Below are 22,722 nucleotides of genomic sequence, written 5' to 3' on the forward strand. Positions count from 1 at the left end.
AAGTAGCGATTTTGCGGATCCATCACTCTCCGTAAGCTATCCCTGCCTCACACACGGAGAGGGTGGCGGTTTGGTCCGAGTCCTGATTTGCGACGATCACACGCTGGTCCGCGCCGGTTTGCGCCGGCTCGTGGATTCGTTTGACGGCGTCGAAGTCGTGGGCGAAGCCAGCAGCGCCGACGAAGCCGTGCAGCGCACGAAGCAGATGCTTCCCGACGTGGTGCTGCTCGACGTATCGATGCCCGGCCGGAGCGGCTTCGACGCGCTGGCCGAGTTGCGCCAGAGCCAGCCCGATATCGCCGTCGTGATCATGTCGATGCACGACGACTCGCTGCACGTACGCGAAGCAATGCAACGCGGCGCGAGCGGATTCGTGGTGAAGGAAGCGGCTCCCGCCGAGCTGGAGGTCGCGATCCGTGCCGCCGCTGCGGGCCGCACGTTCCTCAGCCCGCAGGTGTTCGCTTCGCAGTTGCAGCAGCCGGGAATGCGCAAATCCCTGGGCGACATCGACCGCCTGTCGCGCAGGCAGCGCGAGATCCTCGATGCACTGGGCGCGGGTCGCACGACCAAGCAGATCGCGGCCGACCTCGGCCTCAGCGTCAAGACGGTGGAGACGCACCGATCGCGCATGATGGAAACGCTCGGCTGTCGCAACTCGGTCGAACTGCTGCGGATGGCGATGCGACTGCATGACCGCCGTTGACGCACGCGTGCTGGAAAGCCGACAGCACGTCTTCGCCGCGCCGCGTCTTCCAGCGACTGGTCGCGTCAGTTACACGACGCAATGTCGGGGATACCCCTACATGGCTAAGGGTATTCCCCTAATTGCGCGCAGGTTTGCCCTGATTCGTTAGTCGTCACGCAGACTTCACGATGGTTCCGGGGATCAGCGCAATGCTGAACAGGGGAACATCATGAAGGCGGGTATTCGCGCGAGTCTGGCGCAGGGCGTCAATCTCACGCCACAGCTCCTGCAGTCGATCCGGCTGCTGCAGTTGACGTCGCAACAGCTGGAACTGGAACTGCAGCAGGTGTTGGAGCGCAATCCCCTGCTCGAGCAGGAAGAACCGGCCGAAGAGTCCGATACCACCACCGACGCCAACATCGCCGCGCTCGAAGCGGCCTCATGGGACGAACTGCCGGAGCCTTCGTTCCTGGCCGGCCTCTCCGCTGCAGGTACGGGCGACGACGACGGGATGGCCCGCATTGCGGACCCGGCCTCTAGCGATCCGCGCGTGCGCCTCCTTCGGGAACTCGCCGTGCACTGGAATGCACGCGATCTCGAACTCGCGGCCTGGTGGCTGGATCGCTGCGACGATCGCGGTTACCTCGAGCAGCCGCTGCACGAATTGCTGTCGGAAGGACGCTCCGCCTTTCCGCAACACGCCGACGAACTCGAAATCATCCGCCAGCGCCTGCTCCACGGCGACTGGCCCGGCATGGCGGCGCGCGATGCGGGCGAATGCCTGCGTGCGCAACTCGCCGCGCAGCCGGAAAGCGAACCGCGCAATCTCGCCGACCGCATCCTGCGCGACCACCTGGACCTGCTCGCCTCGCACGATGAAGCCGCATTGGCGCAGGCGCTCGCTGCCGGGCCTTCCCAGGTGCGCACTGCGATCGCGCTGATCCTGAGCCTGCGTCCCAATCCGATCGAATTGCCGTCGACAGCCGGGGATGCATGCGTCGTGCCCGAAGTCGTTGCGTGGCATGCAGGTGGCGCATGGCGCGTTGCGCTCAATTCGCGCACGACGCCACAGCTGCGCATCGCGCCGCATTGCGAGCGCGCCCTCGCGGGCGGCAGTGGCGCCGAGCACGCTGTGCTGAAGGGCCTTCTCGACGAAGCTCGCTGGCTGGTGCGTGGCCTGGGCATGCGCAACGACACCCTGTTGCGCACTGCGCAGGTACTTGTCGAACGCCAGCGCGGGTTCCTCCAGCACGGCGACGAGGCGCTCGCTCCGCTCACGCTGCGCGAAGTCGCCGACGCCATAGGCATGCACGAATCCACCGTCTCGCGCATCGTCAGCGGCAAGTACATCCAGACGCCGCGTGGCACCTTCGAGCTCAGGCGCCTGTTCGCCGTGCGGCTGGAAGGCGCCGAGATCGGCGGCACCGCCGTGCGTGCGCTGGTCAAGCGCCTCATCGATGCCGAGCCCGCCAACGCACCGCTTCCAGATGATGTGATCGCCGGCCTGCTTGCCCGCCAGGGCGTCCGCATCGCCCGCCGCACGGTCGCGAAGTACCGCGACCAGCTTTCCATCGGCCCGGTGCGTGCGCGCCAGCGCCTCGCCGCGCGCGCCTGAGGGCACTGACATGCAACTGAAAGTTCTCCTGGTCGACGACCACTCAGGCTTCATAAACGCCGCCGTGCGCCACCTGCGCCGGCTCGAATGGATCGAGGTGGTCGGTTCCGCCGGCAACGGTATCGAGGCGATCGCGCAGTGCGAAGTCCTGCGGCCCGATGCGGTGCTGATGGACCTGGCCATGCCGGAAATGGGCGGATTGCAGGCCACGCGCCTGATCAAGACCCAGGACGCGCCGCCGTACATCGTCATCGCCAGTCATTTCGACGACAGCGAGCACCGCGCGCACGCCCTGCGCGCCGGCGCCGACGCCTTCGTCAGCAAGTTGAGCTACATCCACGACGTCGTGCCGCTGCTGCAGAAACTGGCAGCGGACAAGGGAATTTACGCATGAGCGAGTCGCGCATCCTCATCATCGACCAGGACATGAAGCGTGCCGAGCACGTTGCCAACCTGCTCGAATTCATGGACTTCACACCGCGGATCGCGGCGGAAGCCGACGATCTCGACCTCACCCGCGCACGCGGCAGCGACTGGGTTGCCGTAGTCGTCGGCGACATCGGCGATGGCCGGAGTTTCGAAGGATTCGCGCGCTGGCTGGCAGGCGAATCGCTGCACCCTCCGGTGCTCGAATTGCCAGGCCACGAATCGGATGCGCGCTGGCGCAGGCACCTGCATCCGCAAGCGGTATGGCCTCTCGCGTATCCGATCCGTCGTACCCAGCTGCAGGAAGCGCTGCGTCGCGCCAGCCTCAAGCGCATCGACGAAGACACGCGCCGCGAAACCCCGCGAGTCGGGCCGACGGGACGCAGCGCGCCCGCACTGCAGCTCAATCGCATGATCGACCAGGTCGCGCCGCACGACACCACCGTGCTGGTGCTGGGTGAATCCGGCACCGGCAAGGAAGTAGCCGCGCGTGCGATCCACGACCGCTCCGCGCGTCGCGACAAGCCGTTCGTGGCGATCAACTGCGGCGCGATTCCCCCGGAATTGCTGGAAAGCGAACTTTTCGGCCACGAAAAAGGCGCGTTCACCGGCGCCCTGACCCAGCGCAAGGGCCGCTTCGAAATGGCCGAAGGCGGCACGCTGCTGCTCGACGAAATCGGCGACATGAGCCTGCCCATGCAGGTGAAGTTGCTGCGCGTGCTGCAGGAACGCTGCTTCGAGCGCGTCGGCGGCAACCAGACGATCAAGTGCAACGTGCGCGTGATCGCCGCCACCCACCGCAACCTCGAGGAGCGCATCGCCGACGGCCACTTCCGCGAGGACCTGTTCTATCGCCTCAACGTGTTCCCGATCGACATGCCTGCGCTGCGCGAGCGCACCGAAGATCTTCCCGACCTCATCAACGCCATCGCACGCCAGTTGTCGGAAGGCGGCCGCGGGCAGGTGTCGCTCTCGCCCGATGCGATCCGCGCCCTGCAGCACTACGCATGGCCCGGCAATGTGCGCGAGCTGAGCAACCTGCTCGAACGCCTGGCCGTGCTGCACCCGGGGGGCACTGTCCGTGCTGTCGACCTGCCAGCGCGCTACCGCGCTGGCATGCCAGCGATCGAAGAGCGCGCCGACATTCCGTCGGATACCTCCTTCGCGGCCGCTCCGGCGCCGGCGCAGATCGCTCTGCCGCAGGGCCGCGCGGGTATGGGCGCCACTGCAACGGAAAGCCGCGACGCCTTCGATCCCGCCAAGTTCTCGCCCAACGCCACGCTGCCGCCGCAGGGCATCGACCTGCGCGGCCACATGGCCGGCATCGAACTGGAACTGATCCGCGCCGCGCTCAACCAGTCCGGTGGCGTCGTCGCCCACGCCGCGCCGCTGCTCGGTCTGCGCCGTACGACCCTGGTCGAAAAGCTGCGCAAGTACGGAATCTTCCGCGACCAGGCCGAGGTCGCCCAATCCGACAACGCTGCATGAGGCTGGCGACGGGGAACCGTCGCGGCTCTGGCACACGCCTTGCCTAGTCGTTGCAAGTCCGTTCCCAAGCAACGACCGCAATGACCGACGCCATCTCTTCCATCCTGTCGCAGATCCGCGCGCATGAGATGCGCACCCGCGGCGCGACGGGCGATGCGCCGGCCAGCAACGCGATCGGCACGTTGGGGAGCGGCGCAACAGGTGGCGTGAATGGCGCGACCGCGCCGGGTTTCCAGCAGACCCTTGCCAACGCCGTCGAGCAGGTCAACCAGACCCAGGCCAATGCCAGCAGCCTGCAGCAGGCCTTCGAAATGGGCGATCCGCGCGCCGACCTCGCCCGCGTGATGGTGGCGATGCAGCAGTCGCAGGTCGCTTTCCGCGCGACCGTCGAAGTACGTAACCGCCTTGTCCAGGCGTACCAGGACGTGATGAACATGCCGATCTGAGCCGGGTTCGCGCGACGCGCGCCTGCTGCACCTGAGTAACGAACAACGTTCCGATTAACGTTCCGATCACCCATCCCGACTCACGAATCACGGCTTCCGAATGAGCGTCATCGCGCTTCCCAAATCCGCCTCCGGGCTCAAGGACCTTGGCTACCTGCAGGACATTCCTGCGGTGCGCCAGCTCGGCCTGCTGGTCCTGGTGGCGGGCACGATCGCCTTGGGACTGTGGCTGTTCTTCTGGACGCAGAAGCCGGACTACGTGCCGGTGCACGCGGGGCTCGACGCGAAGTCGGTCGACGAAGCTTCCGAGTTGCTGCGCGGCGCGCAGATCCCATTCCGCATCGAGCCCTCGAGCGGCGCGTTGTCCGTGCCAACCGATCAGGTGGGGGCCGCGCGCATGACGCTCGCGTCCGCCGGCCTGCCGTCCAGCAACGCACGCGGCTTCGAAGCGATCCAGGGCGACCAGGGTTTCGGCACCAGCCAGTTCATCGAGAACGCGCGCTACCAGCAGGCATTGCAGACCGAACTCGCCCGCACCATCGCCAACCTGCGTCCGGTGCGCGAAGCGCGCGTGCACCTGGCGATGCCCAAGCCGAGCGCCTTCACCCGCCAGAACGAACCCGCCAGTGCCTCGGTCGTGCTCGAGTTGCGCAGCGGCAGCACGCTCGAACAGGGCCAGGTCAACGCGATCGTGCACCTGGTCGCGTCGAGCATTCCCGACTTGCCACCGGAACGCGTGACCGTGGTCGACCAGTTCGGGCGGATGCTTTCCAACGCGGATCCCGACAGCGACGACGCGATCGGCGCGCGCCAGTTCGACCAGCAGCGCCGCCAGGAAGCGGTCTACGTGCAACGCATCCAGGAGTTGCTTGAACCGATGACCGGTCCCGGCCGCGTGAGCGCGCAGGTGAGCGTCGACATGGATTTCGCCCAGACCGAAGAAGCGAGCGAACGCTATGGCCCGCAGACGGGGCTGGTGCGCAGCGAACAACTGTCGGAGTCGGGCAATCTCGGATCCGCAGCACCGCCGCCACAGGGCATTCCCGGCAGCGCAAGCAATACCCCAATTGCTGCGAATACTGCGGCGCCAAACGCCGCCGCTCCGGCCAATGCCGCAGCTACAGCGCCGAATGCTACGGCCGCAACCGCAACCTCTTCGGTCTCCGGCCCGGGCAGCCGCACGGCCGTGCGCAATTACGAAATGGACCGCACGCTCACGCACACGCGCCAGGCACCGGGACGCATCCGTCGCGTCACCGCGGCGGTGCTGGTCGACAACGTGCCGGCCGGCGTGAGCGAAACCGGAAAGGCGCCCCGGCAGCGCGCACTCACCGCGGCGGAACTGCAGCGCATCGAAACGCTGGTGCAACAGGCCGTCGGCTTCGACGCCCAACGCGGCGACGTGGTCTCGGTGGTCAACGCTCCGTTCGCGCGTGGCGCTCTCGACCCCGAGGAGCAGGCGCCGCCGGTCTGGCAGAACCCGCGCGCTCGCGACCTGCTGCGCATTGCACTCGGCGGTCTTGCCGTGCTCGTGCTGATCTTCACCGTGCTGCGCCCCGCATTCCGGCAACTGATCGCCCCCAGGCGGCGCGCAGCGTCGGTCGCGCTGGTGGAAGCCGACGACGAAATTCCAGTCACGCTCTCCACGCCCAGCGCAGCCAAGGCGAGCATCGCGTCGCCGGCCGTGATGAATTTCGACGAGAAGCTCGAAGTCGCACGCACCGCGGTCAACACCGACGCCAAGCGCGTGGCCCAGGTCGTTCGCAACTGGGTCGAATCCGATGGCTGAGCAGATCCTGTCTGGCGTGCAGCGCGCCGCCATCGTCCTGCTCTCGCTCGGCGAGCAGCAGGCGGCCGAAGTGCTCAAGCACATGGGCGCCAAGGAAGTGCAGAAGCTCGGGCTCGCGATGACGTCGGTGGGCGGCATCTCGCGCGAGACCGTCGCGAACGTGTTCGACGAATTCGTCGACACCCTGGCGCAGCCCGGCGTGCTGGGTTCGGCAGCCGACGAATACGTGCGCGCCGTGCTCACCCAGGCGCTGGGCGAGGAACGCGCCAGCAGCCTGATCGACCGCATCCTGATGGGCCGCAACACCTCGGGCCTGGACACGCTCAAGTGGATGGAGCCGCGCGCGATCGCCGAGCTGGTCCGCAACGAGCATCCGCAGATCATCGCGATCGTGATGGCGCACCTGGACAGCGACCAGGCCGCCGAAGTGCTCAAGTGCCTGGCCGATCGCGTGCGCGTCGACGTCCTGCTGCGCCTGGCCACGCTCGATGGCATCCCGCCGCATGCGCTCAACGAGCTCAACGACGTGATGCAGCGGCAGTTCGCCGGCAGCCAGAACCTCAAGTCATCGTCCGTGGGTGGCATCAAGGTCGCCGCGAACATCCTCAACTTCATGGATTCGGGGCAGGACGAAGCCATCCTCGGCGCGATCGCACAGGTCGACGACGAACTCGGGGGGCGCATCCGCGACCTGATGTTCGTCTTCGACAATCTCGCCGATCTCGACGACCGCGCCATCCAGACCGTGCTGCGCGAAATCGGCAGCGACCGGCTCGCCATCGCGCTGCGCGGCGCCGATGCGAAAGTGCGCGAGAAGATCACCGCCAACATGTCCCAACGCGCCGCCGAAATCCTGGTCGAGGACATGGACGCGCGCGGGCCGGTGCGCCTGGCTGAAGTCGAAGCCGCGCAGAAGGAAATCCTCGCGATCGTGCGCAAGATGGCCGACAGCGGCGAGATCCAGCTGTCGGCCAAGGCCGAGGCGTTCGTATGAGCGCAACCGCGCTGGAGGCGGTGCGCTGGACCGCGCCAGGCCTTTCGGCCGGCCCTGTCGTCGACCTGCCCGACCTGCCCGCGCCGCCGTCGGTGGCGGAATTGCAGGCACTCGAACAGGCCGCGCACGCCGAAGGTTTCGCACGCGGCCATGCCGAGGGCTTCGCCGCCGGCCAGGCCGAAGTGCGGCGGATGGTCGCGCAGATCGAAGGCATCCTCGACGGTTTCACCCGGCCGCTGGCACGGCTCGATGGCGAGGTCGCCGACGCACTCGCGGAGCTCGCGACGCGCATCGCCGGTGCATTGCTTGGCCGTGAATACAGCGCCGATCCCACCCTGCTCGCCGACCTGGTACGCGAAGCGCTCGATACGGTCGGCAGCGGCAGTCGCGAGATCGAATTGCGCCTGCATCCGGACGATTTCGGCGTGCTCGCGCCGCATCTTGCGGGCCTGGATGGCGTGCGCCTGACGATCGACGCGACGCTCGGTCGCGGTGAACTGCGGTTGCACAGTGAAAGCGTGCGCATCGACGGCACGATCGCCGCCCGCCTGCAATCGGTACTCGAAGCGGTGGCCGCCGGCACGGTGGGCGAACGCTGATGGAAACCACCACCGCAACCGTCTCCACGGGAACTACACGATGAGCGTTCCCGCAGAACACTGGCGCGAAGCGCGCAATCTGCGCCTCGCCGCTCAACTTCAGAACTGCCAGCCGAACTTTCCTTCGCTGGGGCTCGCGCGCGAAGGCGTGCTGCGCCGCGCCGTCGGGCTCACGCTCGAAGCATCCGGTTGCAGTGCTCCGCTGGGTTCGCGCTGCCGCGTCGAAACCGCCGGCGGTCACTGGGTCGATACCGAAGTCGTCGGGTTCTCGGGTGATCGCACCTTCCTCATGCCGTCGGCGGATATCGCGGGCTTGCTGCCCAACGCCCGCGTGGTACCGAGCCGCCGCCGCGGCGAAGTCGCGGTGGGCGAAGGCCTGCTCGGCCGCGTGATCGACAGCGACGGCGTGCCGCTCGACGGCCGTGGTCCGATCCGCGAGGAACACTGGGTCGGCCTCACCGGCGCCGCGATCAATCCGCTGATGCGCGAACCGATCACGCGTTCGCTGGATGTCGGCGTGCGCGCGATCAACGCATTGCTGCCGATCGGCCGCGGGCAGCGCGTGGGCCTGTTCGCAGGTTCGGGCGTGGGCAAGTCGACGCTGCTCGGCATGATGACCCGCTTCACCGCAGCGGACGTCATCGTCGTGGGGCTGATCGGCGAACGCGGCCGCGAAGTACGCGACTTCGTCGAAGCCACGCTCGGCGAGGAAGGGCTACGTCGTTCGGTGGTCGTGGCCGCGCCGGCCGATCGGCCGCCGCTGGCGCGACTGCACGGTGCACTGCGCGCGACCGCGATCGCCGAGTGGTATCGCGACCAGGGGCTGCACGTGTTGTTGCTGATGGATTCGCTGACGCGCTTTGCGCAGGCGCAGCGCGAAATCGGCCTGTCGGTGGGCGAACCGCCGACGACGCGCGGTTATCCGCCGTCGGTCTTCGCACGGTTGCCGGCCCTGGTCGAACGCGCGGGCAACGGTGCCGAAGGCCGCGGCTCGATCACCGCCTTCTATACGGTACTGACCGAAGGCGACGACCAGCAGGAACCCATCGCCGATGCCGCGCGCGCGATCCTCGACGGCCACATCGTGCTGACGCGCCGCATCGCCGATGCCGGCCAGTATCCGGCGATCGACGTGGAAGTCTCGGTGAGCCGCGTGATGCAGGACATCACCGACGCGCCGTGGCGCGAGCGGATCCGCAAGCTGAAGCGGCTGATGGCGGCCTACAACGCGCAGCGCGACCTGATCGCCATCGGTGCGTACCAGCGAGGCAACGATCCCACCGTCGATGAAGCGATGGCGCGATGGCCGGCGATCCTGCAGTTCCTCGGACAGGACGTGTCCGAGGCCGCCAATGTCGAATCCAGCCGGGCGGCGCTCGCGCGCCTGCTCGACGAAACATCCATCTGATGAATTCCTCTTTTAAACGGCCTGCGGAGATATGAACCCGATGCGTTCGCGCCGTCTCGACCCGCTGCTGAAAGTCATGCAGCAACGCCAGGACAATGCCGCCCGCGAAGTCGCCGAGCGCGACCGCGTGCTGGCCGAACAACAGGAACGCCTCGAAGCGCTGCGCCGCTACGCCGAGGAATACGCAACCGCACCGGCGGATGCGAGCATCGCGCCGGCATTGCTGGTGAACCGCATGGCGTTCCGCGAACGGCTCAATGCCGCGGTCGTTCAGCAGGCGGGCATCGTCGACCACAACCGCCAGCTCAGCGACGTCGAGCGGGCGCGCCTGCTGCTGGCCAGTCGCGAGACCAAGGTCCTGGAGAAGCTGGCGGACAGCTACCGCGCGAACGAAACGCGTGTCGCCGAACAACGCGTGCAGCGCGAACTCGACGACCTCGGCGGCCGTCGCGCACTGGCGGCGAAGGTGGCGAGCAACGGTGAGCCGGAGCCTTCGAAGTGACCGCGGTTACTGCCGCTGCAATGCCCGCCGCTTCTATGTCGCAGTCCCCGTCGATGCAGTCGGATGCGGCAACTGCAGCGAAGCCGGCCGACATCACGGCCGCACCGGACGCGGGATCACCGGCATCCGGTAGTGGCCAGGTCGCACGGCAGACGCCTGCTCGCGCGCAAGGCTCAGCAGCAGAGCAGGACGGTGCGGCCTCCACATCGGGACCCGACGATTTCGCCACGTTGTTGCTGGCCGGTACGGACGGCGGCTCGGTGATCGCGTCCTTCGCAAACGCTATTGCCGCGGCACCGCCCGATGAAAAAAGTGCGGATGCAGCCAGCGATGCAGGAGGCCTGCCCGATCAGCTTCTCGCGCTGCTCGATGGCTCGTGGATGAAGCCGTCGTTGCAGACGGAACCTCCAGTCGCACCGGCACCGCAGATGGCGCAGGGCACCAGTCAGGTCGCAGCTGCGTCGAACCTTGCGTCTGCCGATCGCGGCCGCCCGGCGCTTGATCCCACTGTCTTGCAGCTGGCGGTGCAAACCGATGCATCAGCTGCCCCTGCGGAGATCGCCGTGACGGATGCATCGTCCGCGGGCGCGTTGGCTACGGCAACGACATCCGACACAAACGCTCCGATTTCCAACTTTCCGTCCCTCGCGCCGGCCATGTCGAACACACCCGCCGCACGCGCGACCATGGCCGCGCCGATCAACGTTCCAGTCGATCCCCAGACCGGTTTCGACGACGGCTTAGGCGCCCGCCTCGTGTGGATGGCGGAGCAGCGCTTGGGTCATGCCGAGATCCGTCTGAATCCGGAACACCTGGGGCCGATCGAAGTACGCGTGCAAGTGGACGGCACGCAGGTCAGCGCGGAATTCCAGAGCGGCCACGCCGGCGTCCGGCAGGCGATCGAAGCGAGCCTCCCGCGCCTGCGCGAAATGCTCGGCCAGCAGGGGCTGCAGCTTGGCCAGACCGACGTCGGCCAGCGCCATGCGGGGTCGGGCGCTCCGGCACGACGGGATGGCGACACTCCTTCGCAAGGAGGCTCGCCGATAGACGCACAGCTGCCATCGCGCCACATGCGGACCCGCGGTCTGCTGGACGAATACGCCTGATTCGACGCGTGCGTTTGCGCGTTGCGATGTCTTGACGGTATCGTCAATCGCCCGTCACCGCCGCATTCATTCTTCCGCCAAAACCCCGACGCGCCTCAGGCACACCGCTTGCACTGATCCGGCATCCCGACTCCGGAGTGCCGTTCGTGCCATCCCCCGCTGATTCCAACGCCAAGAAGAAATCCCGTACCTGGCTCTGGGTCTCCCTGGCCATCGTCGTACTCGGCGCGGGCGGCGGCGGCTGGTGGTGGTGGCAATCGCAGCAGGCCGCACATGCCGCGATCAAGGCTGCCAAGCCGCAGCGCTCGCCGGCGCAGTACTACGCGCTGGAACCCGCGTTCGTCGTCAACCTCGTCGATGCCGACGCCGTCCGTTACCTGCAGGCCGACGTGCAGCTGGTCACGCGCGACAACGAAACACGCGCCGCCGTCGAGACCCACGCCCCCGCGATCCGCAATCACCTGTTGCTCCTGTTCGGACAGCAATCCGTCGCGCAACTATCGCAGCGCAGCGGCAAGGAACGCCTTCAGGCCGCGGCGCTCGCCGAAGTACGCCAGGTGCTCAAGCACGAAGCCGCACCGGACAAGGTCGAAGCCGTGATTTTCACCAGCCTGGTGACGCAGTGATGGGCGCCGACCTGCTCTCGCAGGACGAGATCGATGCCCTGCTCCACGGCGTCGACAGCGGCGCCGTCGAAACCGAAACGCCACCGCCCGCACCGGGCGAGGCGCGCCAGTACGACTTCGCCAGCCAGGACCGCATCGTCCGCGGCAAGCTGCCGACGCTGGAAATGATCAACGAACGCTTCGCGCGCACCTGGCGCATCGGACTGTTCAACCTGCTGCGCCGCTCGGCCGACCTCTCCGTGCGCGGCATCGATCTCGTCCGCTTCGGCGAGTACATGCACTCGCTGCAGGTGCCCAACAACCTCAACCTGGTGAAGATGAAGCCGCTGCGCGGCACCGCGCTGATCGTCTACGAACCGCGGCTGGTCTACACCGTCGTCGACAACTTCTTCGGCGGCAACGGCAAGTTCCACACCCGCATCGAGGGCCGCGAATTCACGCCGACCGAGATGCGCGTGATCCAGCTGCTGCTGAAGCAGACCTTCGCCGACCTCGTGGATGCATGGGCGCCCGTGATGCCGGTGGAATTCGAGTACCTCAATTCCGAGGTCAACCCGCATTTCGCCAACATCATCAGTCCGCGCGACTACATCGTGGTCAGCCGGTTCCACTGCGAACTGGAAGGCGGCGGCGGCGAAGTGCACGTCGCCCTGCCCTACTCGATGCTCGAGCCGATCCGCGAGCAGCTCGATGCCGGCGTGCAGAGCGACCGCATCGAGAAGGACGAAAGCTGGACGCGCGCGATGCACGCGCAGCTGCAGGAAGCGATGGTCGAACTGAGTTCCGTCATCGCCCGCCGCCAGATCAGCCTGCGCGAACTGTCGCGCATGAAAGTCGGCGACATCATCCCGATCGACCTGCTGCCGGCGGCGCCGCTGCACGTCGAGCACATGCCGCTGTTCTCCGGCGAATTCGGCGTGCACAACGGCCGCAACGCCATCAAGGTCACGCAGGTGCATTCCGCGCGGCCCGCTCCCTCCTTCGATTCCAGGGCCATCCCATGAACACCTCCGATTCCGCCGCGCGTGCCGCCTTCGATCCGCTGACCGCCGATGCAGGCGCCGGTGGTACCGACCTCAACCTCGACGTCATTCTCGACGTGCCGGTGTCGCTGTCGCTCGAAGTCGGGCGTACGCGCATCCCGATCCGCAACCTGTTGCAGCTCAACCAGGGCTCCGTCGTCGAACTCGACCGCACCGCGGGCGAGCCGCTCGACGTGTACGTCAACGGCACGCTGATCGCGCAGGGCGAAGTGGTCGTCGTCAACGATCGCTTCGGCGTGCGCCTGACCGACGTGGTCAGCCCGGCCGAACGGATCAAGAGGCTGCGATGAGCCTCATCGCATCACGCAGCGCCGCATTGCTGGCGCCGTTGCCCGAACAGCTGCAGCTCACTGCGATCACCGACACCTCCCTTGCGTTGCTTGCACCGGTGGAAGCGGAAGGTGTCGCAGCGCGCACGAGGAGTGGAACCGCTTCCGGCGAAGCAGCCCAGCCATTTGCGCACGGGAAGGACACGAAGAAGCCTGCGCCGGCATTCGCGGTTTCTGCCGCCGATGCCGCGACGCAATCCGTCGCGACTACGCCCGCTACGCCAGCGAAAACTTCCTTTGCCGGAACGACGGCGACGGTCGCGCAGATCGGCAAGCCCGCCGCAATGCCACAGCCGCCCGCGGCGGCAGGCAGCATCGGCAGTGCGGTGCTTGCGCTGGTGATGGTGATCGGACTGATCCTCGCGCTCGCCTGGCTGGCGAAGCGCATGCCGGGACTCCGCGGCGGTTCGGCGAGTTCCGCGCTGCGCGTGATCGGCTCGCTGGCGCTCAGCCCGCGCGAACGGCTGGTCGTGGTCGCCGTCGGCGACACCCAGCTCGTGCTCGGCGTCGGCGCCGGAGGCACGCGCACCCTGCACACCCTCAGCGAACCACTGCCGGTGACTGAAACGGCCGGCACTCCCGCGTTCGCGCAGCTGCTCTCGCAACATTTCGGAAAGAAGGCATGACCGGCGTGACGCACCCTTCCTCGCTGCACGTGGCGGCGCGCCGCCTGGTGCGCTGCTTCGCGATGCTGGCGCTGTTTCTCGGCGTGATGCTGACCACCAGCGGCATCGCTTCGGCGCAGGCACGCACCCAGCCTTCGACGACCGCGCAAGCTGCCGCTGCACCGGTTTCCGCCGCGCCTGCCGCGACGCCGTCCAAGCCATTGCCTTCGGTAACCGTTGGCCAGATCGGCAACCAGCCGGTGAGCATGCCGCTGCAGGTGCTGGCGCTGATGACCGGTATCACCCTGCTGCCGGCGGCGCTGATGGGCCTCACTGCATTCACGCGCATCATCATCGTGCTCGGCCTGCTGCGGCAGGCGCTCGGCACCGGGCAGACACCAGGCAACCAGGTGTTGCTCGCGCTCGCGCTGTTCATCACCGCGATGGTGATGATGCCGGTGTTCGACCAGTCCTGGGCGAACGGCATCGCGCCGTACCTCAACGACCAGATCGATTTCAAGGCGGCATGGACCGCGGCATCCGATCCGTTCCGCGGTTTCATGCTCGCGCAGGTGCGGCAGAACGACCTGATGACGTTTGCGGGCCTCTCGCACACCGGCCCGTACGCGACGCCGCAGGACGTTCCGTTCAGCGTGCTCGCCGCGTCGTTCCTCACCAGCGAACTCAAGACCGCGTTCGAGATCGCGTTCCTGATCTACATCCCGTTCGTGATCATCGACCTGGTCGTGGCGAGCGTGCTGATGTCGATGGGCATGATGATGCTGTCGCCGATGCTCGTGTCCGCGCCCTTCAAGATCTTGCTGTTCGTGCTGGTGGATGGCTGGGTGCTGGTCGTCGGCTCGCTCGCCTCCAGCTTCAATCCGGTTTGAGGCGCATCCGATGACTCCCGAAACCGCGTTGAGCGAGATCGCCAACGGCCTGCAGCTCGCGCTGCTGCTGGGCGCGCCGCCGCTGATCGCGGTGCTCGTCGTCGGCGTGCTGGTTGGCATCGTGCAGGCCGCCACACAGATCAACGAGCCCACGATCGCCTTCGTCTTCAAGGCGCTCACCCTCGCGGTGACGCTGGGCCTGACGGGTCACTTCCTGCTGGGACGGCTGGTGTCGTTCACCACCGATTTGTTCCAGCGGATTCCACATTTGATCGGGTGACGCAGATGTCGCTGCCGTCGCCCTTGCTTGTGCTCCTGCCGTTGCTTTTGTTCGTCATTCCCGCGAAAGCGGGAATCCAGTGCCTTTGCTCTTTCTGTGCGAACCAGGCACAAATTCAAGAGCAAAGTCACTGGATTCCTGCTTTCGCAGGAATGACGAGCGAAAAGACGGCGCTCACGAAAGAAGTCTGCGGGCTACGCGACTGATGGACTCCGTCACCCTCACCACCGCCAGCGGCGTCAACCTGTTCGGCATGCTCGGCACCGTGCTCTGGTACGCATTGCGTATTGGCGCGGCCGTGCAGGTGTTGCCGGTACTGGGTGGCCGCGGGATGCCGGTGCGCGCGCGGATGATGGTGACGCTGGCGCTGGCCGGTGCGATCTCGTCGGTACTGCCAACGCCACCGGCAATGGGTGTCGATGCGCCGACTGTGCTCGGCGTGCTGCGCGAAGTGACGATAGGCATCGTGATCGGCCTGCTGCTGCGCCTGGCCTTCGAAGCCGGACAGCTCGCGGGCGAACTCGTTTCGCAGGGGATGGGCCTGTCGTTCGCCACGATGGCCGACCCGCTCAGTGGCGCGTCGTCACCCGTGCTGTCGCAGTGGTTCTACCTGGTATTCGCGCTGCTGTTCTTCACCCTCGACGGTCATCTCGCGCTGGTGCGCCTGCTCGCCAACAGTTACGACGGACTGCCGATCGGCGCGAGCCTGCCCGATCGCCAGGCCTTGCTTGCCGCGGTGCCGACCTTCTTCACCACCACCCTGCGCGCCGGCGTGCTGCTTGCGCTGCCGGTGATGATGGCGCTGCTCGCGGTGAACATCGCGTTCGGCGTGCTGGCGCGCGCCGCCTCCCAGCTCAATCCCATGGCGATCGGCCTGCCGGTATCGCTACTGGTCGGGCTGGTGCTGCTGATGCTGCTCACCCGCGAACTGCAGGTGCCGGTGCAGCAACTCTTCGACGACGCCTTCGCCACGGCACGCGGCCTCACCGGATGAGCCAGCCATGAGCGAAGCCGGCGACCAGGAAGACCGCACCGAACAGCCATCGGAGAAACGACTTCGCGAAGGCCGCGAACGCGGCGACGTCCCGCGCTCGCGCGAACTGGGCAACGTGGCGGTGCTCGGCTGCGCCGTGCTGGCGTTGAAGGTCACCGCGGGCAGCATGGGCGGGGCATCGCGCGAGTGGCTGCACGATGCGCTCACGATCGATCCCGCGCTGATCGATGCACCCGATCGCCTGCTGCCGCATGCGGCTTCGCTGCTGACCGGACTGCTCGTGCCGATGCTGCCGCTGTTCGCCGCCGCGCTGGGCGCGTGCCTGGTGGCGCCGATCGTGATGGGCAACCTGCGCTTCGCCGGCAAGGCGCTGCAGCCCGACCTCAACCGGCTCAATCCCATGAACGGGCTGAAGCGCATGTACGGGCGCGAAAGCCTCGTCGAACTCGTGCGTTCGCTGCTGCGCGTGCTACTGATCGGCGGAATCGGAGGCTGGATGGTGTACCGCGCCTTCGACACGCTCGTCACGCTTCCGCATGCCTCGCTCGAGGTGGCCGTGTCCGAAGGGGTTGGGCTGGCAACGACGTCCCTGCTCGCGATGGTGGCCGGCCTGGGCCTTCTCGCCGCGATCGACGTGCCGTGGCAGCACTTCCAGCATCGCAGCAAGCTGAAGATGACCAAGCAGGAACTGCGCGACGAGCTGAAGGAATCGGAAGGCAATCCGGAAGTGAAGGCGCGCGTGCGCCAGATTGCACGCGAGATGTCGCGGCGCCGGATGATGGAAGCGGTGCCTACGGCCGACGTGGTGATCACCAATCCGACCCACTACGCGGTCGCGCTGAAGTACAGCGCCGGGGCGATGCGCGCGCCCAAGGTCGTGGCGAAGGGCGTGGACGAGATGGCGCTGTCGATCCGCGACGTCGCGGGCAAGCACCGCATTGCCGTGGTCGAGGCACCGCCGCTGGCACGCGCCTTGTATCGCCTGGCCAAGGTCGACCAGGAGATTCCGGTGAAGCTCTACGCCGCCGTCGCACAAGTTCTGTCCTACGTGTACCAGCTGCGTGCCTGGGTGCCGGGTCGTGGCGCCATGCCGACACTCGCCGGCATCGACGTTGGCGCCGACGGCGCAGTCGACGATGACGTCAGGAATCCGGCGCCGTGAGTTCGACCACGGCGAATACCAGCGGACTCGCCACCAGCCTACGCAACGGCGCGGCTGCGCCACTGGTCGTGCTCGCGATGCTGGCGATGGTGGTGGTGCCGCTGCCGCCGATGCTGCTCGACGCCCTGTTCACCATCAACATCGCCTTGTCGCTGGTGGTGATGCTTGCGGTCGTCTATGTGAAGCGGCCGCTGGAATTCTCGATCTTCCCGAGCGTGCTGCTGCTGGTGACGCTGCTGCGCCTCGCATTGAACGTCGCTTCCACGCGCGTCGTCCTGCTCCACGGCCACGAAGGTCCCGGCGCGGCGGGCCACGTGATCGAATCCTTCGGCCAGTTCGTCATCGGCGGCAGTTACGCGGTGGGCATCGTGGTCTTCGCGATCCTCACCATCGTCAATTTCGTGGTGGTCACCAAGGGCGCGGGCCGCATTTCGGAAGTGTCGGCGCGCTTCATCCTCGATGCCCTGCCCGGCAAGCAGATGGCGATCGACGCCGACCTCAACGCCGGCCTGCTTACGCGCGAAGACGCAAAGCTGCGCCGCCAGGAAGTCCGCGACGAAGCCGACTTCTACGGCTCGATGGATGGCGCCAGCAAGTTCGTCCGCGGCGACGCCATCGCCGGCATCCTGATCCTCGCGATCAACCTCGTCGGCGGACTGGTGATCGGCATCCTCCAGCACGATCTCGCCTTCGGCGATGCCGCGCAGACCTACACCCTGCTCGCGATCGGCGATGGCCTCGTCGCGCAGTTGCCCGCGCTGCTGATCGCCACGGCCACCGCGATGCTGGTCACGCGCTCCACCGGCGAGCAGGAAATGGGTTCGGCGGTTTCGCGCCAGGTCTTCGGACACCAGCGTGCGCTGACCGTATCCGCGGCGTTGCTGGGCCTGATCGGCGTGGTGCCGGGCATGCCGAACATTCCGTTCCTGCTCCTCGCAGGCATTCTCGGCTTCGCGGCATGGAAGCTGCGGCGCCGCGCGATGCAGGAAGAGCAGGCCGCGGAAGCTGAAGCCGTTGCACAACCTGTGGACCCTTCCGTAGCGGAACTGAGCTGGGACGAGATCCGTCCTGTCGAACCGCTGGCGCTGGAAGTCGGCTACCGCCTGATCTCGCTCGTCGACAAGGCGCAGGGCGGACAGCTGCTTGCGCGCCTCAAGGGCGTGCGCCGCAAGCTCACGCAGGACGTTGGCTTCCTGATCCCGGCCGTGCACGTGCGCGACAACCTCGAGCTCGCACCGAACCAGTACCGCGTGCTGGTGCATGGCGTGCCGATCGCCGGTGGCGAGCTGCATCCGGATCGTGAGCTCGCGCTCGATCCTGGCCGCGTGTTCGGACCGGTCGAAGGCATTCCCGGCAAGGATCCCGCGTTCGGACTGGATGCGGTGTGGATCACGCCGAACCAGCGCGCGCATGCCGAATCGCTGGGCTACACCGTGGTCGACGCGGCGACCGTCGTCGCCACGCACCTCTCGCACCTGGTCCGCGAGCGCGCGGCCGAACTGCTCGGCCACGAGGAAGTCCAACACCTGCTGACGGCTCTCGGACGCAGCGCGCCCAAGCTCGTCGAAGATTTGACGCCCAAGCTGCTGCCGCTGTCGGTGGTGGTGAAGGTGCTGCAGTCGCTGCTCGCCGAACGCGTGCCCGTGCGGCAGCTGCGGCAGGTTGTCGAAGCGCTACTGGAACACGGTGCGCACACGCAGGATCCCGCCCTGCTCACCGCCGCGGTGCGCACCGCTCTGGGCCGCTTCATCGTCCAGGAACTCAACGGGATGGCGGCGGAACTCCCCGTCTACACCCTGGCACCCGGTCTGGAACGGGTGTTGCAGGAGTCGGTCAACGGCCAGGGCGCCGCGCTGGAACCCGGACTCGCCGAACGACTGCACCAGAACCTCAGCGAATGCGTCACCCGCCAGGAAGGCCGTGGCGAACCCGCGGTGCTGCTGGTTCCCGGCGGCATCCGTGCGGCGATCGCCCGGCTCGTACGCCACAGCATCCCGTCGCTCTCGGTGCTGGCTTACGGCGAGGTGCCGGAAGACAAGCGGTTGCGGTTGGTGGGATCGATCGGATGAGAGCTGGATTCGCGAAAGGTGATCTGTAAGGAGCAGCAGCAATGACACATCGCCATCGACGCCGAGTCACCGCTCCAGCGGAAGTCGCTTCAAAGAACCACGAGTCACCCATTACGGATCACGGGCTTCAACCATGAGAATCAAACGTTTCATCGCTCCCGACATGCGCACCGCGTTGCGCATGGTGCGCGACGAGCAGGGTCCGGACGCGGTGATCCTGTCCAATCGCGCCACGGCCGATGGCATCGAGGTCGTCGCCGCAACCGATTACGACGAAGCGCTGGTCGCGCAGGCCTTGCGCGTGGCCGCGCCGGAGATGGCGCCGGCTTCGCCTGCCGTGGTCGTTAACCTGAGTTCGAAAACGGCTGCGCCTGCTGCGGTTGACGCGACCGCAGCGCCAGTAGTGACCGCGGTTGCAGTGCCCACATCGAAGACCGTCGATACCGAGCCGCTTGCTAAACCAGCCCCCTTCGCTGCGAGCATCACCCATCACGCAACTGCGGCAACGCCGTCGGCACGCGACGCCAACTCCGTGCCTCGCGAATCGCTGATCTCCCGTGCACGCGCCATCTTCCGCATCGGCGACGCGTCGGCGAACGACCAGGAACCGACGCTGGCCGAGCTCACCGCGGCTCCCCGGTCGGACGTGGAACTCCCAACCGTTGCGCCGAAGGCCAGGGAAGACGGCTCGCGCTTCGAGGAAATGATGGCGGTCTTCAATCCGTCGGCCGACGCCGCTCCCGATATCGATGAGGCGGCAGGCGATCCGGAGCCCACTACTGCTCCCGTGACCAGCGAAGCACCCGTCGTGCTCGAAGCGGTGCCAGCGATCACCGCAGACACTTCCAGCGAAGCGGTCGAGAGCGACGCCGACTACCTGATTTCCCTCGCGACCGGCACTCGCCCCGTGCCTGCTGCGGCACCGCTCATCGAAGCGACATCGCTGGAAGCCCCTGCGTCCGCATCGCGTCCGCTCCACGCGGTTGCCAATGAAGCCACCGACACCGATCCCACCATCGCGGCCATGCGCCGCGAGCTGGCCACCATGCGCCAGCTGATGGAACGGCAGATGGAACAGTTGTCGCTCGAACGCCTGCGCGGCTCGCCGGCGCGCGCAGCCGCCTTCGAAGCGCTGCTGGGCCTGGGTTGCGACACCGCTATCGCACAGACGGTCGCCGCCAACCTCGATCCGCGCGTCGCGCCGTCCGAAATCCAGCGGCCCATGCTCGATGGGCTGATGCGCACGCTCACCATCACGCGCAACGAGCCGATCGAGGAAGGTGGCGTCATCGCCCTCGTCGGCCCGACCGGCGCGGGCAAGACAACGACCGCGGCCAAGCTCGCCGCACGCTATGCCGCGCGCCATCGCGCCCGCGACGTGGCGCTGGTCAGCATCGACCGCGAGCGCACCGGCGCCCGTGAGCAGCTGCACGCGCTCGGCCGGCGGCTCGGGGTGAGCGTGTGCGATGCCGACAACGCCGATGCGCTCGGCCGCGCGCTGGAACAGCTGGGCGACTACCCGCTCGTTCTGGTCGACACGGCCGGCTACGGCGTGCGCGATCGCGCCCTGCTCCGCCAGATTTTGTGGCTGCGTTCGTCCAGCCGCCTGCGCAGCCTGCTGGTGCTGCCCGCGAATGCGCATCCGCACGACCTCACCGAAATCGCACGCCGTTACCGCCCGGCCGCGCCCGAGGGCGTAGTGCTGACCAAGCTCGACGAATCCGGCCGCCTCGGCGCCGCGCTGTCGGTGCTGGCGCAGCAGCAACTGCCGCTGGCCTACACCTGCAGCGGGCAACTCGTCCCCGAGGACCTGGAAGCCGCAAGCGCCGAAAGCCTCACCGACATCCTCGGTTCCCAGGCTAGCGAACGGCGCGCCGCCGAAAAACTGGCACTGGAGCCTGAGCTGAAGAAAGCGCCCGGTGCTGCCGTTAACCCCTTGGCCATAGAGGAACGCCATGCCTTCGCCTGATTCGCACCCGAACCCCTCGCAGGTCGCCACTGGTACGGCAGCCACGGGCACGACAGGCACCCCGGCGCCGCGGGTGATCGCGGTGGCCAGCGGCAAGGGCGGCGTCGGCAAGACCTCGGTGTCGATCAATCTCGCCGCGGCCCTGGTCAACGCCGGCCAGCGCACGTTGCTGCTCGATACCGACCTGGGCCTGGCGAACGTGGACGTGATGCTGGGCCTCTCGCCGCGCTTCACCCTCGCCGACGTCTTCGCCGGCCGCTGCGAGCTGCGCGACACCGTGCTCGAAGGCCCGAACGGCCTGATGATCGTTCCCGCCGCGTCGGGCAAGCGCCACATGACCGAGCTGACTCCGCAGCAGCACGTGGGCCTGGTCCACGCCTTCAGCGAACTCGACGTGCCGATCGACACGATGGTCGTCGACAACGCAGCAGGCATCGCCGACGGCGTGCTCACCTTCTGCCAGGCGGCGCAGGACGTGGTCGTCGTGGTCTGCGATGAACCCGCTTCCGTGACCGATGCCTACGCGCTGATCAAGGTGCTGAGCCGCGAACGCGGCGTCACCCGCGTGCAGGTGCTCGCCAACCAGGTGCAGCACGCGGTCGAAGGCCGCCAGCTGTTCGAGAAACTCGAACGCGTCACGTCGCGTTTCCTCGATGTGACGCTCAGCTACCTCGGCGCGATTCCGCGCGACGAATGGCTGCGCCGCGCGATACAACGCCAGGAATCCGTCGTCGACGCGTTCCCGTCCGCACCTGCCGCGCTCGCCTTCCGCGACATCGCGCGCCGCTCGCGCCAATGGCAGTCGCCGGCCGCGCCGCGCGGGCACGTCGAGTTCTTCATCGAACGCATCCTCGGCCAGGCCTCCGCCAACAGTCCACGGAGCGCCGCCGCATGAACGCCAGCGCCGCCGCGCAGTACCGCGCGCAACAGCAGGGCTCCGCGCACGACATCGTCGAGCGCCACGGCGAGCTCGTGCGGCGCATCGCGCATCATCTTGCCGCACGTCTTCCCGCCAGCGTGGAAATCGACGACCTGATCCAGGCCGGGATGCTCGGTCTCATCGATGCCGCGCGCAATTTCCAGGCCGACCAGGGCGCTGCCTTCGAGACGTACGCATCGATCCGCATCCGCGGCGCGATGATCGACGAGATCCGCCGCGGCGACTGGGTGCCGCGTTCGGTGCATCGCCGCTATCGCGACCTCGTCGCCGCGACGCGCGACATCGAGCAGCGCACCGGCAAAGCCGCAACGGCGCAACAGGTCGCCGCCGCACTGGGCGTCAGCCTCGACGAATACCACCACATGGTCGAAGACGCTGCTCGTGGCCAACTGGTGAGCCTCGACGCGCACATGGAGGAACACGACGGCGAGCCGCGCCTGGCCGTTACCGGCAAGGCCACCCCCGCGCGCGCCTTCGAAAGCGACGCCTTCCGCCAGGCACTGGGCGGTGCGATCGGCCAGCTGCCCGAACGCGAACAGCTGGTGCTGTCGCTCTACTACGAGCAGGAACTCAACCTGCGCGAGATCGGCGCCGTGCTCAACGTCAGCGAGTCGCGCGTCTGCCAGATCCATGGTCAGGCGATGGTGCGCCTGCGCGCCCGCCTGGGCGAATGGCGCGGCGACCACGACGAGGACGACGACATCCTCGCCTGACCGCACGCCCCTCCTCTTACTTCCGCATCACACGCACTACGAGA

Annotated in this window: 24 protein-coding genes; all 24 read left to right on the top strand. The window is 67.3% G+C overall.

The window, feature by feature from the left end; genetic code table 11:
- Positions 1-70 precede the first annotated feature (70 nt).
- The 24 genes from ASD14_RS09075 to ASD14_RS09190 all read left to right on the top strand — a co-directional run bounded on the left by ASD14_RS09075 (position 71) and on the right by ASD14_RS09190 (position 22,678).
- Positions 71-703, top strand: coding sequence for a response regulator transcription factor (locus tag ASD14_RS09075; protein ID WP_056131919.1), 633 nt, complete (start codon positions 71-73; stop codon positions 701-703).
- A 211-nt stretch (positions 704-914) separates the two neighbouring features.
- Positions 915-2,300 carry an RNA polymerase factor sigma-54 gene (gene rpoN, locus ASD14_RS09080; RefSeq protein ID WP_056131922.1) on the top strand — a complete coding sequence of 462 codons (1,386 nt, stop codon included), beginning with the start codon at positions 915-917 and terminating at the stop codon, positions 2,298-2,300.
- A gap of 10 nt (positions 2,301-2,310) precedes the next feature.
- Positions 2,311-2,694: a response regulator transcription factor gene (locus ASD14_RS09085; RefSeq protein ID WP_056132424.1), complete on the top strand. Its 384-nt coding sequence runs from the start codon at positions 2,311-2,313 to the stop codon at positions 2,692-2,694.
- On the top strand, positions 2,691-4,214 hold the full coding sequence (locus tag ASD14_RS09090; protein ID WP_056131925.1) for a sigma-54 dependent transcriptional regulator: 1,524 nt from the start codon (positions 2,691-2,693) through the stop codon (positions 4,212-4,214). The genes ASD14_RS09085 and ASD14_RS09090 overlap by 4 nt, the downstream gene beginning before the upstream one ends.
- Positions 4,215-4,294: 80 nt before the next feature.
- Positions 4,295-4,660: a flagellar hook-basal body complex protein FliE gene (fliE, locus tag ASD14_RS09095; protein ID WP_056131927.1), complete on the top strand. Its 366-nt coding sequence runs from the start codon at positions 4,295-4,297 to the stop codon at positions 4,658-4,660.
- 100 nt (positions 4,661-4,760) lie between these two features.
- Positions 4,761-6,449, top strand: a complete 1,689-nt coding sequence (gene fliF / locus ASD14_RS09100) for a flagellar basal-body MS-ring/collar protein FliF (protein ID WP_056131931.1) — start codon at positions 4,761-4,763, stop codon at positions 6,447-6,449.
- Positions 6,450-6,456: 7 nt separating this feature from the next.
- Positions 6,457-7,443, top strand: a complete 987-nt coding sequence (fliG, locus tag ASD14_RS09105) for a flagellar motor switch protein FliG (RefSeq protein ID WP_056132427.1) — start codon at positions 6,457-6,459, stop codon at positions 7,441-7,443.
- Complete coding sequence (locus ASD14_RS09110) at positions 7,440-8,042, top strand: FliH/SctL family protein (RefSeq protein ID WP_056131934.1); 603 nt, start codon at positions 7,440-7,442, stop codon at positions 8,040-8,042. The genes fliG and ASD14_RS09110 overlap by 4 nt, the downstream gene beginning before the upstream one ends.
- 40 nt (positions 8,043-8,082) lie before the next feature.
- A complete protein-coding gene (gene fliI / locus ASD14_RS09115) occupies positions 8,083-9,450 on the top strand; it encodes a flagellar protein export ATPase FliI (protein WP_056131937.1) in 1,368 nt (455 codons plus the stop codon).
- A gap of 40 nt (positions 9,451-9,490) precedes the next feature.
- A complete protein-coding gene (gene fliJ / locus ASD14_RS09120; RefSeq protein ID WP_056132430.1) occupies positions 9,491-9,952 on the top strand; it encodes a flagellar export protein FliJ in 462 nt (153 codons plus the stop codon).
- Complete coding sequence (locus tag ASD14_RS09125) at positions 9,949-11,058, top strand: flagellar hook-length control protein FliK (RefSeq protein WP_157475193.1); 1,110 nt, start codon at positions 9,949-9,951, stop codon at positions 11,056-11,058. The genes fliJ and ASD14_RS09125 overlap by 4 nt, the downstream gene beginning before the upstream one ends.
- Positions 11,059-11,204: 146 nt before the next feature.
- Complete coding sequence (locus ASD14_RS09130) at positions 11,205-11,684, top strand: flagellar basal body-associated FliL family protein (RefSeq protein WP_162247691.1); 480 nt, start codon at positions 11,205-11,207, stop codon at positions 11,682-11,684.
- Positions 11,681-12,688, top strand: coding sequence for a flagellar motor switch protein FliM (gene fliM / locus ASD14_RS09135; protein ID WP_157475197.1), 1,008 nt, complete (start codon positions 11,681-11,683; stop codon positions 12,686-12,688). Before ASD14_RS09130 ends, fliM begins: the two co-directional genes overlap by 4 nt.
- Positions 12,685-13,017 (top strand): flagellar motor switch protein FliN, encoded by a 333-nt coding sequence (gene fliN / locus ASD14_RS09140; RefSeq protein WP_056131949.1) that lies wholly within the window; start codon positions 12,685-12,687, stop codon positions 13,015-13,017. The genes fliM and fliN overlap by 4 nt, the downstream gene beginning before the upstream one ends.
- Positions 13,014-13,682, top strand: coding sequence for a flagellar biosynthetic protein FliO (gene fliO / locus ASD14_RS16055; protein ID WP_157475199.1), 669 nt, complete (start codon positions 13,014-13,016; stop codon positions 13,680-13,682). The genes fliN and fliO overlap by 4 nt, the downstream gene beginning before the upstream one ends.
- An 86-nt stretch (positions 13,683-13,768) precedes the next feature.
- Complete coding sequence (gene fliP, locus ASD14_RS09150; protein ID WP_082538877.1) at positions 13,769-14,551, top strand: flagellar type III secretion system pore protein FliP; 783 nt, start codon at positions 13,769-13,771, stop codon at positions 14,549-14,551.
- A 10-nt stretch (positions 14,552-14,561) separates the two neighbouring features.
- Positions 14,562-14,831, top strand: a complete 270-nt coding sequence (locus ASD14_RS09155; RefSeq protein ID WP_056131952.1) for a flagellar biosynthetic protein FliQ — start codon at positions 14,562-14,564, stop codon at positions 14,829-14,831.
- A gap of 5 nt (positions 14,832-14,836) precedes the next feature.
- The gene (locus ASD14_RS16495; protein ID WP_235565349.1) at positions 14,837-15,037 is read left to right on the top strand and encodes a hypothetical protein; all 201 of its coding nucleotides are present in this window, start codon (positions 14,837-14,839) and stop codon (positions 15,035-15,037) included.
- Positions 15,037-15,825 carry a flagellar biosynthetic protein FliR gene (fliR, locus tag ASD14_RS09165; RefSeq protein WP_056131959.1) on the top strand — a complete coding sequence of 263 codons (789 nt, stop codon included), beginning with the start codon at positions 15,037-15,039 and terminating at the stop codon, positions 15,823-15,825. The genes ASD14_RS16495 and fliR overlap by 1 nt, the downstream gene beginning before the upstream one ends.
- Before the next feature lie 7 nt (positions 15,826-15,832).
- A complete protein-coding gene (gene flhB / locus ASD14_RS09170) occupies positions 15,833-16,987 on the top strand; it encodes a flagellar biosynthesis protein FlhB (protein WP_056131961.1) in 1,155 nt (384 codons plus the stop codon).
- The gene (flhA, locus tag ASD14_RS09175; protein WP_056131963.1) at positions 16,984-19,056 is read left to right on the top strand and encodes a flagellar biosynthesis protein FlhA; all 2,073 of its coding nucleotides are present in this window, start codon (positions 16,984-16,986) and stop codon (positions 19,054-19,056) included. The genes flhB and flhA overlap by 4 nt, the downstream gene beginning before the upstream one ends.
- Positions 19,057-19,189: 133 nt before the next feature.
- On the top strand, positions 19,190-21,025 hold the full coding sequence (locus tag ASD14_RS09180; protein WP_056131965.1) for an AAA family ATPase: 1,836 nt from the start codon (positions 19,190-19,192) through the stop codon (positions 21,023-21,025).
- Positions 21,012-21,920: a MinD/ParA family protein gene (locus ASD14_RS09185; RefSeq protein WP_056131967.1), complete on the top strand. Its 909-nt coding sequence runs from the start codon at positions 21,012-21,014 to the stop codon at positions 21,918-21,920. The genes ASD14_RS09180 and ASD14_RS09185 overlap by 14 nt, the downstream gene beginning before the upstream one ends.
- Positions 21,917-22,678, top strand: coding sequence for an RNA polymerase sigma factor FliA (locus ASD14_RS09190; RefSeq protein ID WP_056131969.1), 762 nt, complete (start codon positions 21,917-21,919; stop codon positions 22,676-22,678). Before ASD14_RS09185 ends, ASD14_RS09190 begins: the two co-directional genes overlap by 4 nt.
- Positions 22,679-22,722 lie beyond the last annotated feature (44 nt).

It is taken from the genome of Lysobacter sp. Root494, assembly GCF_001427225.1.
Taxonomy (GTDB): domain Bacteria; phylum Pseudomonadota; class Gammaproteobacteria; order Xanthomonadales; family Xanthomonadaceae; genus Agrilutibacter.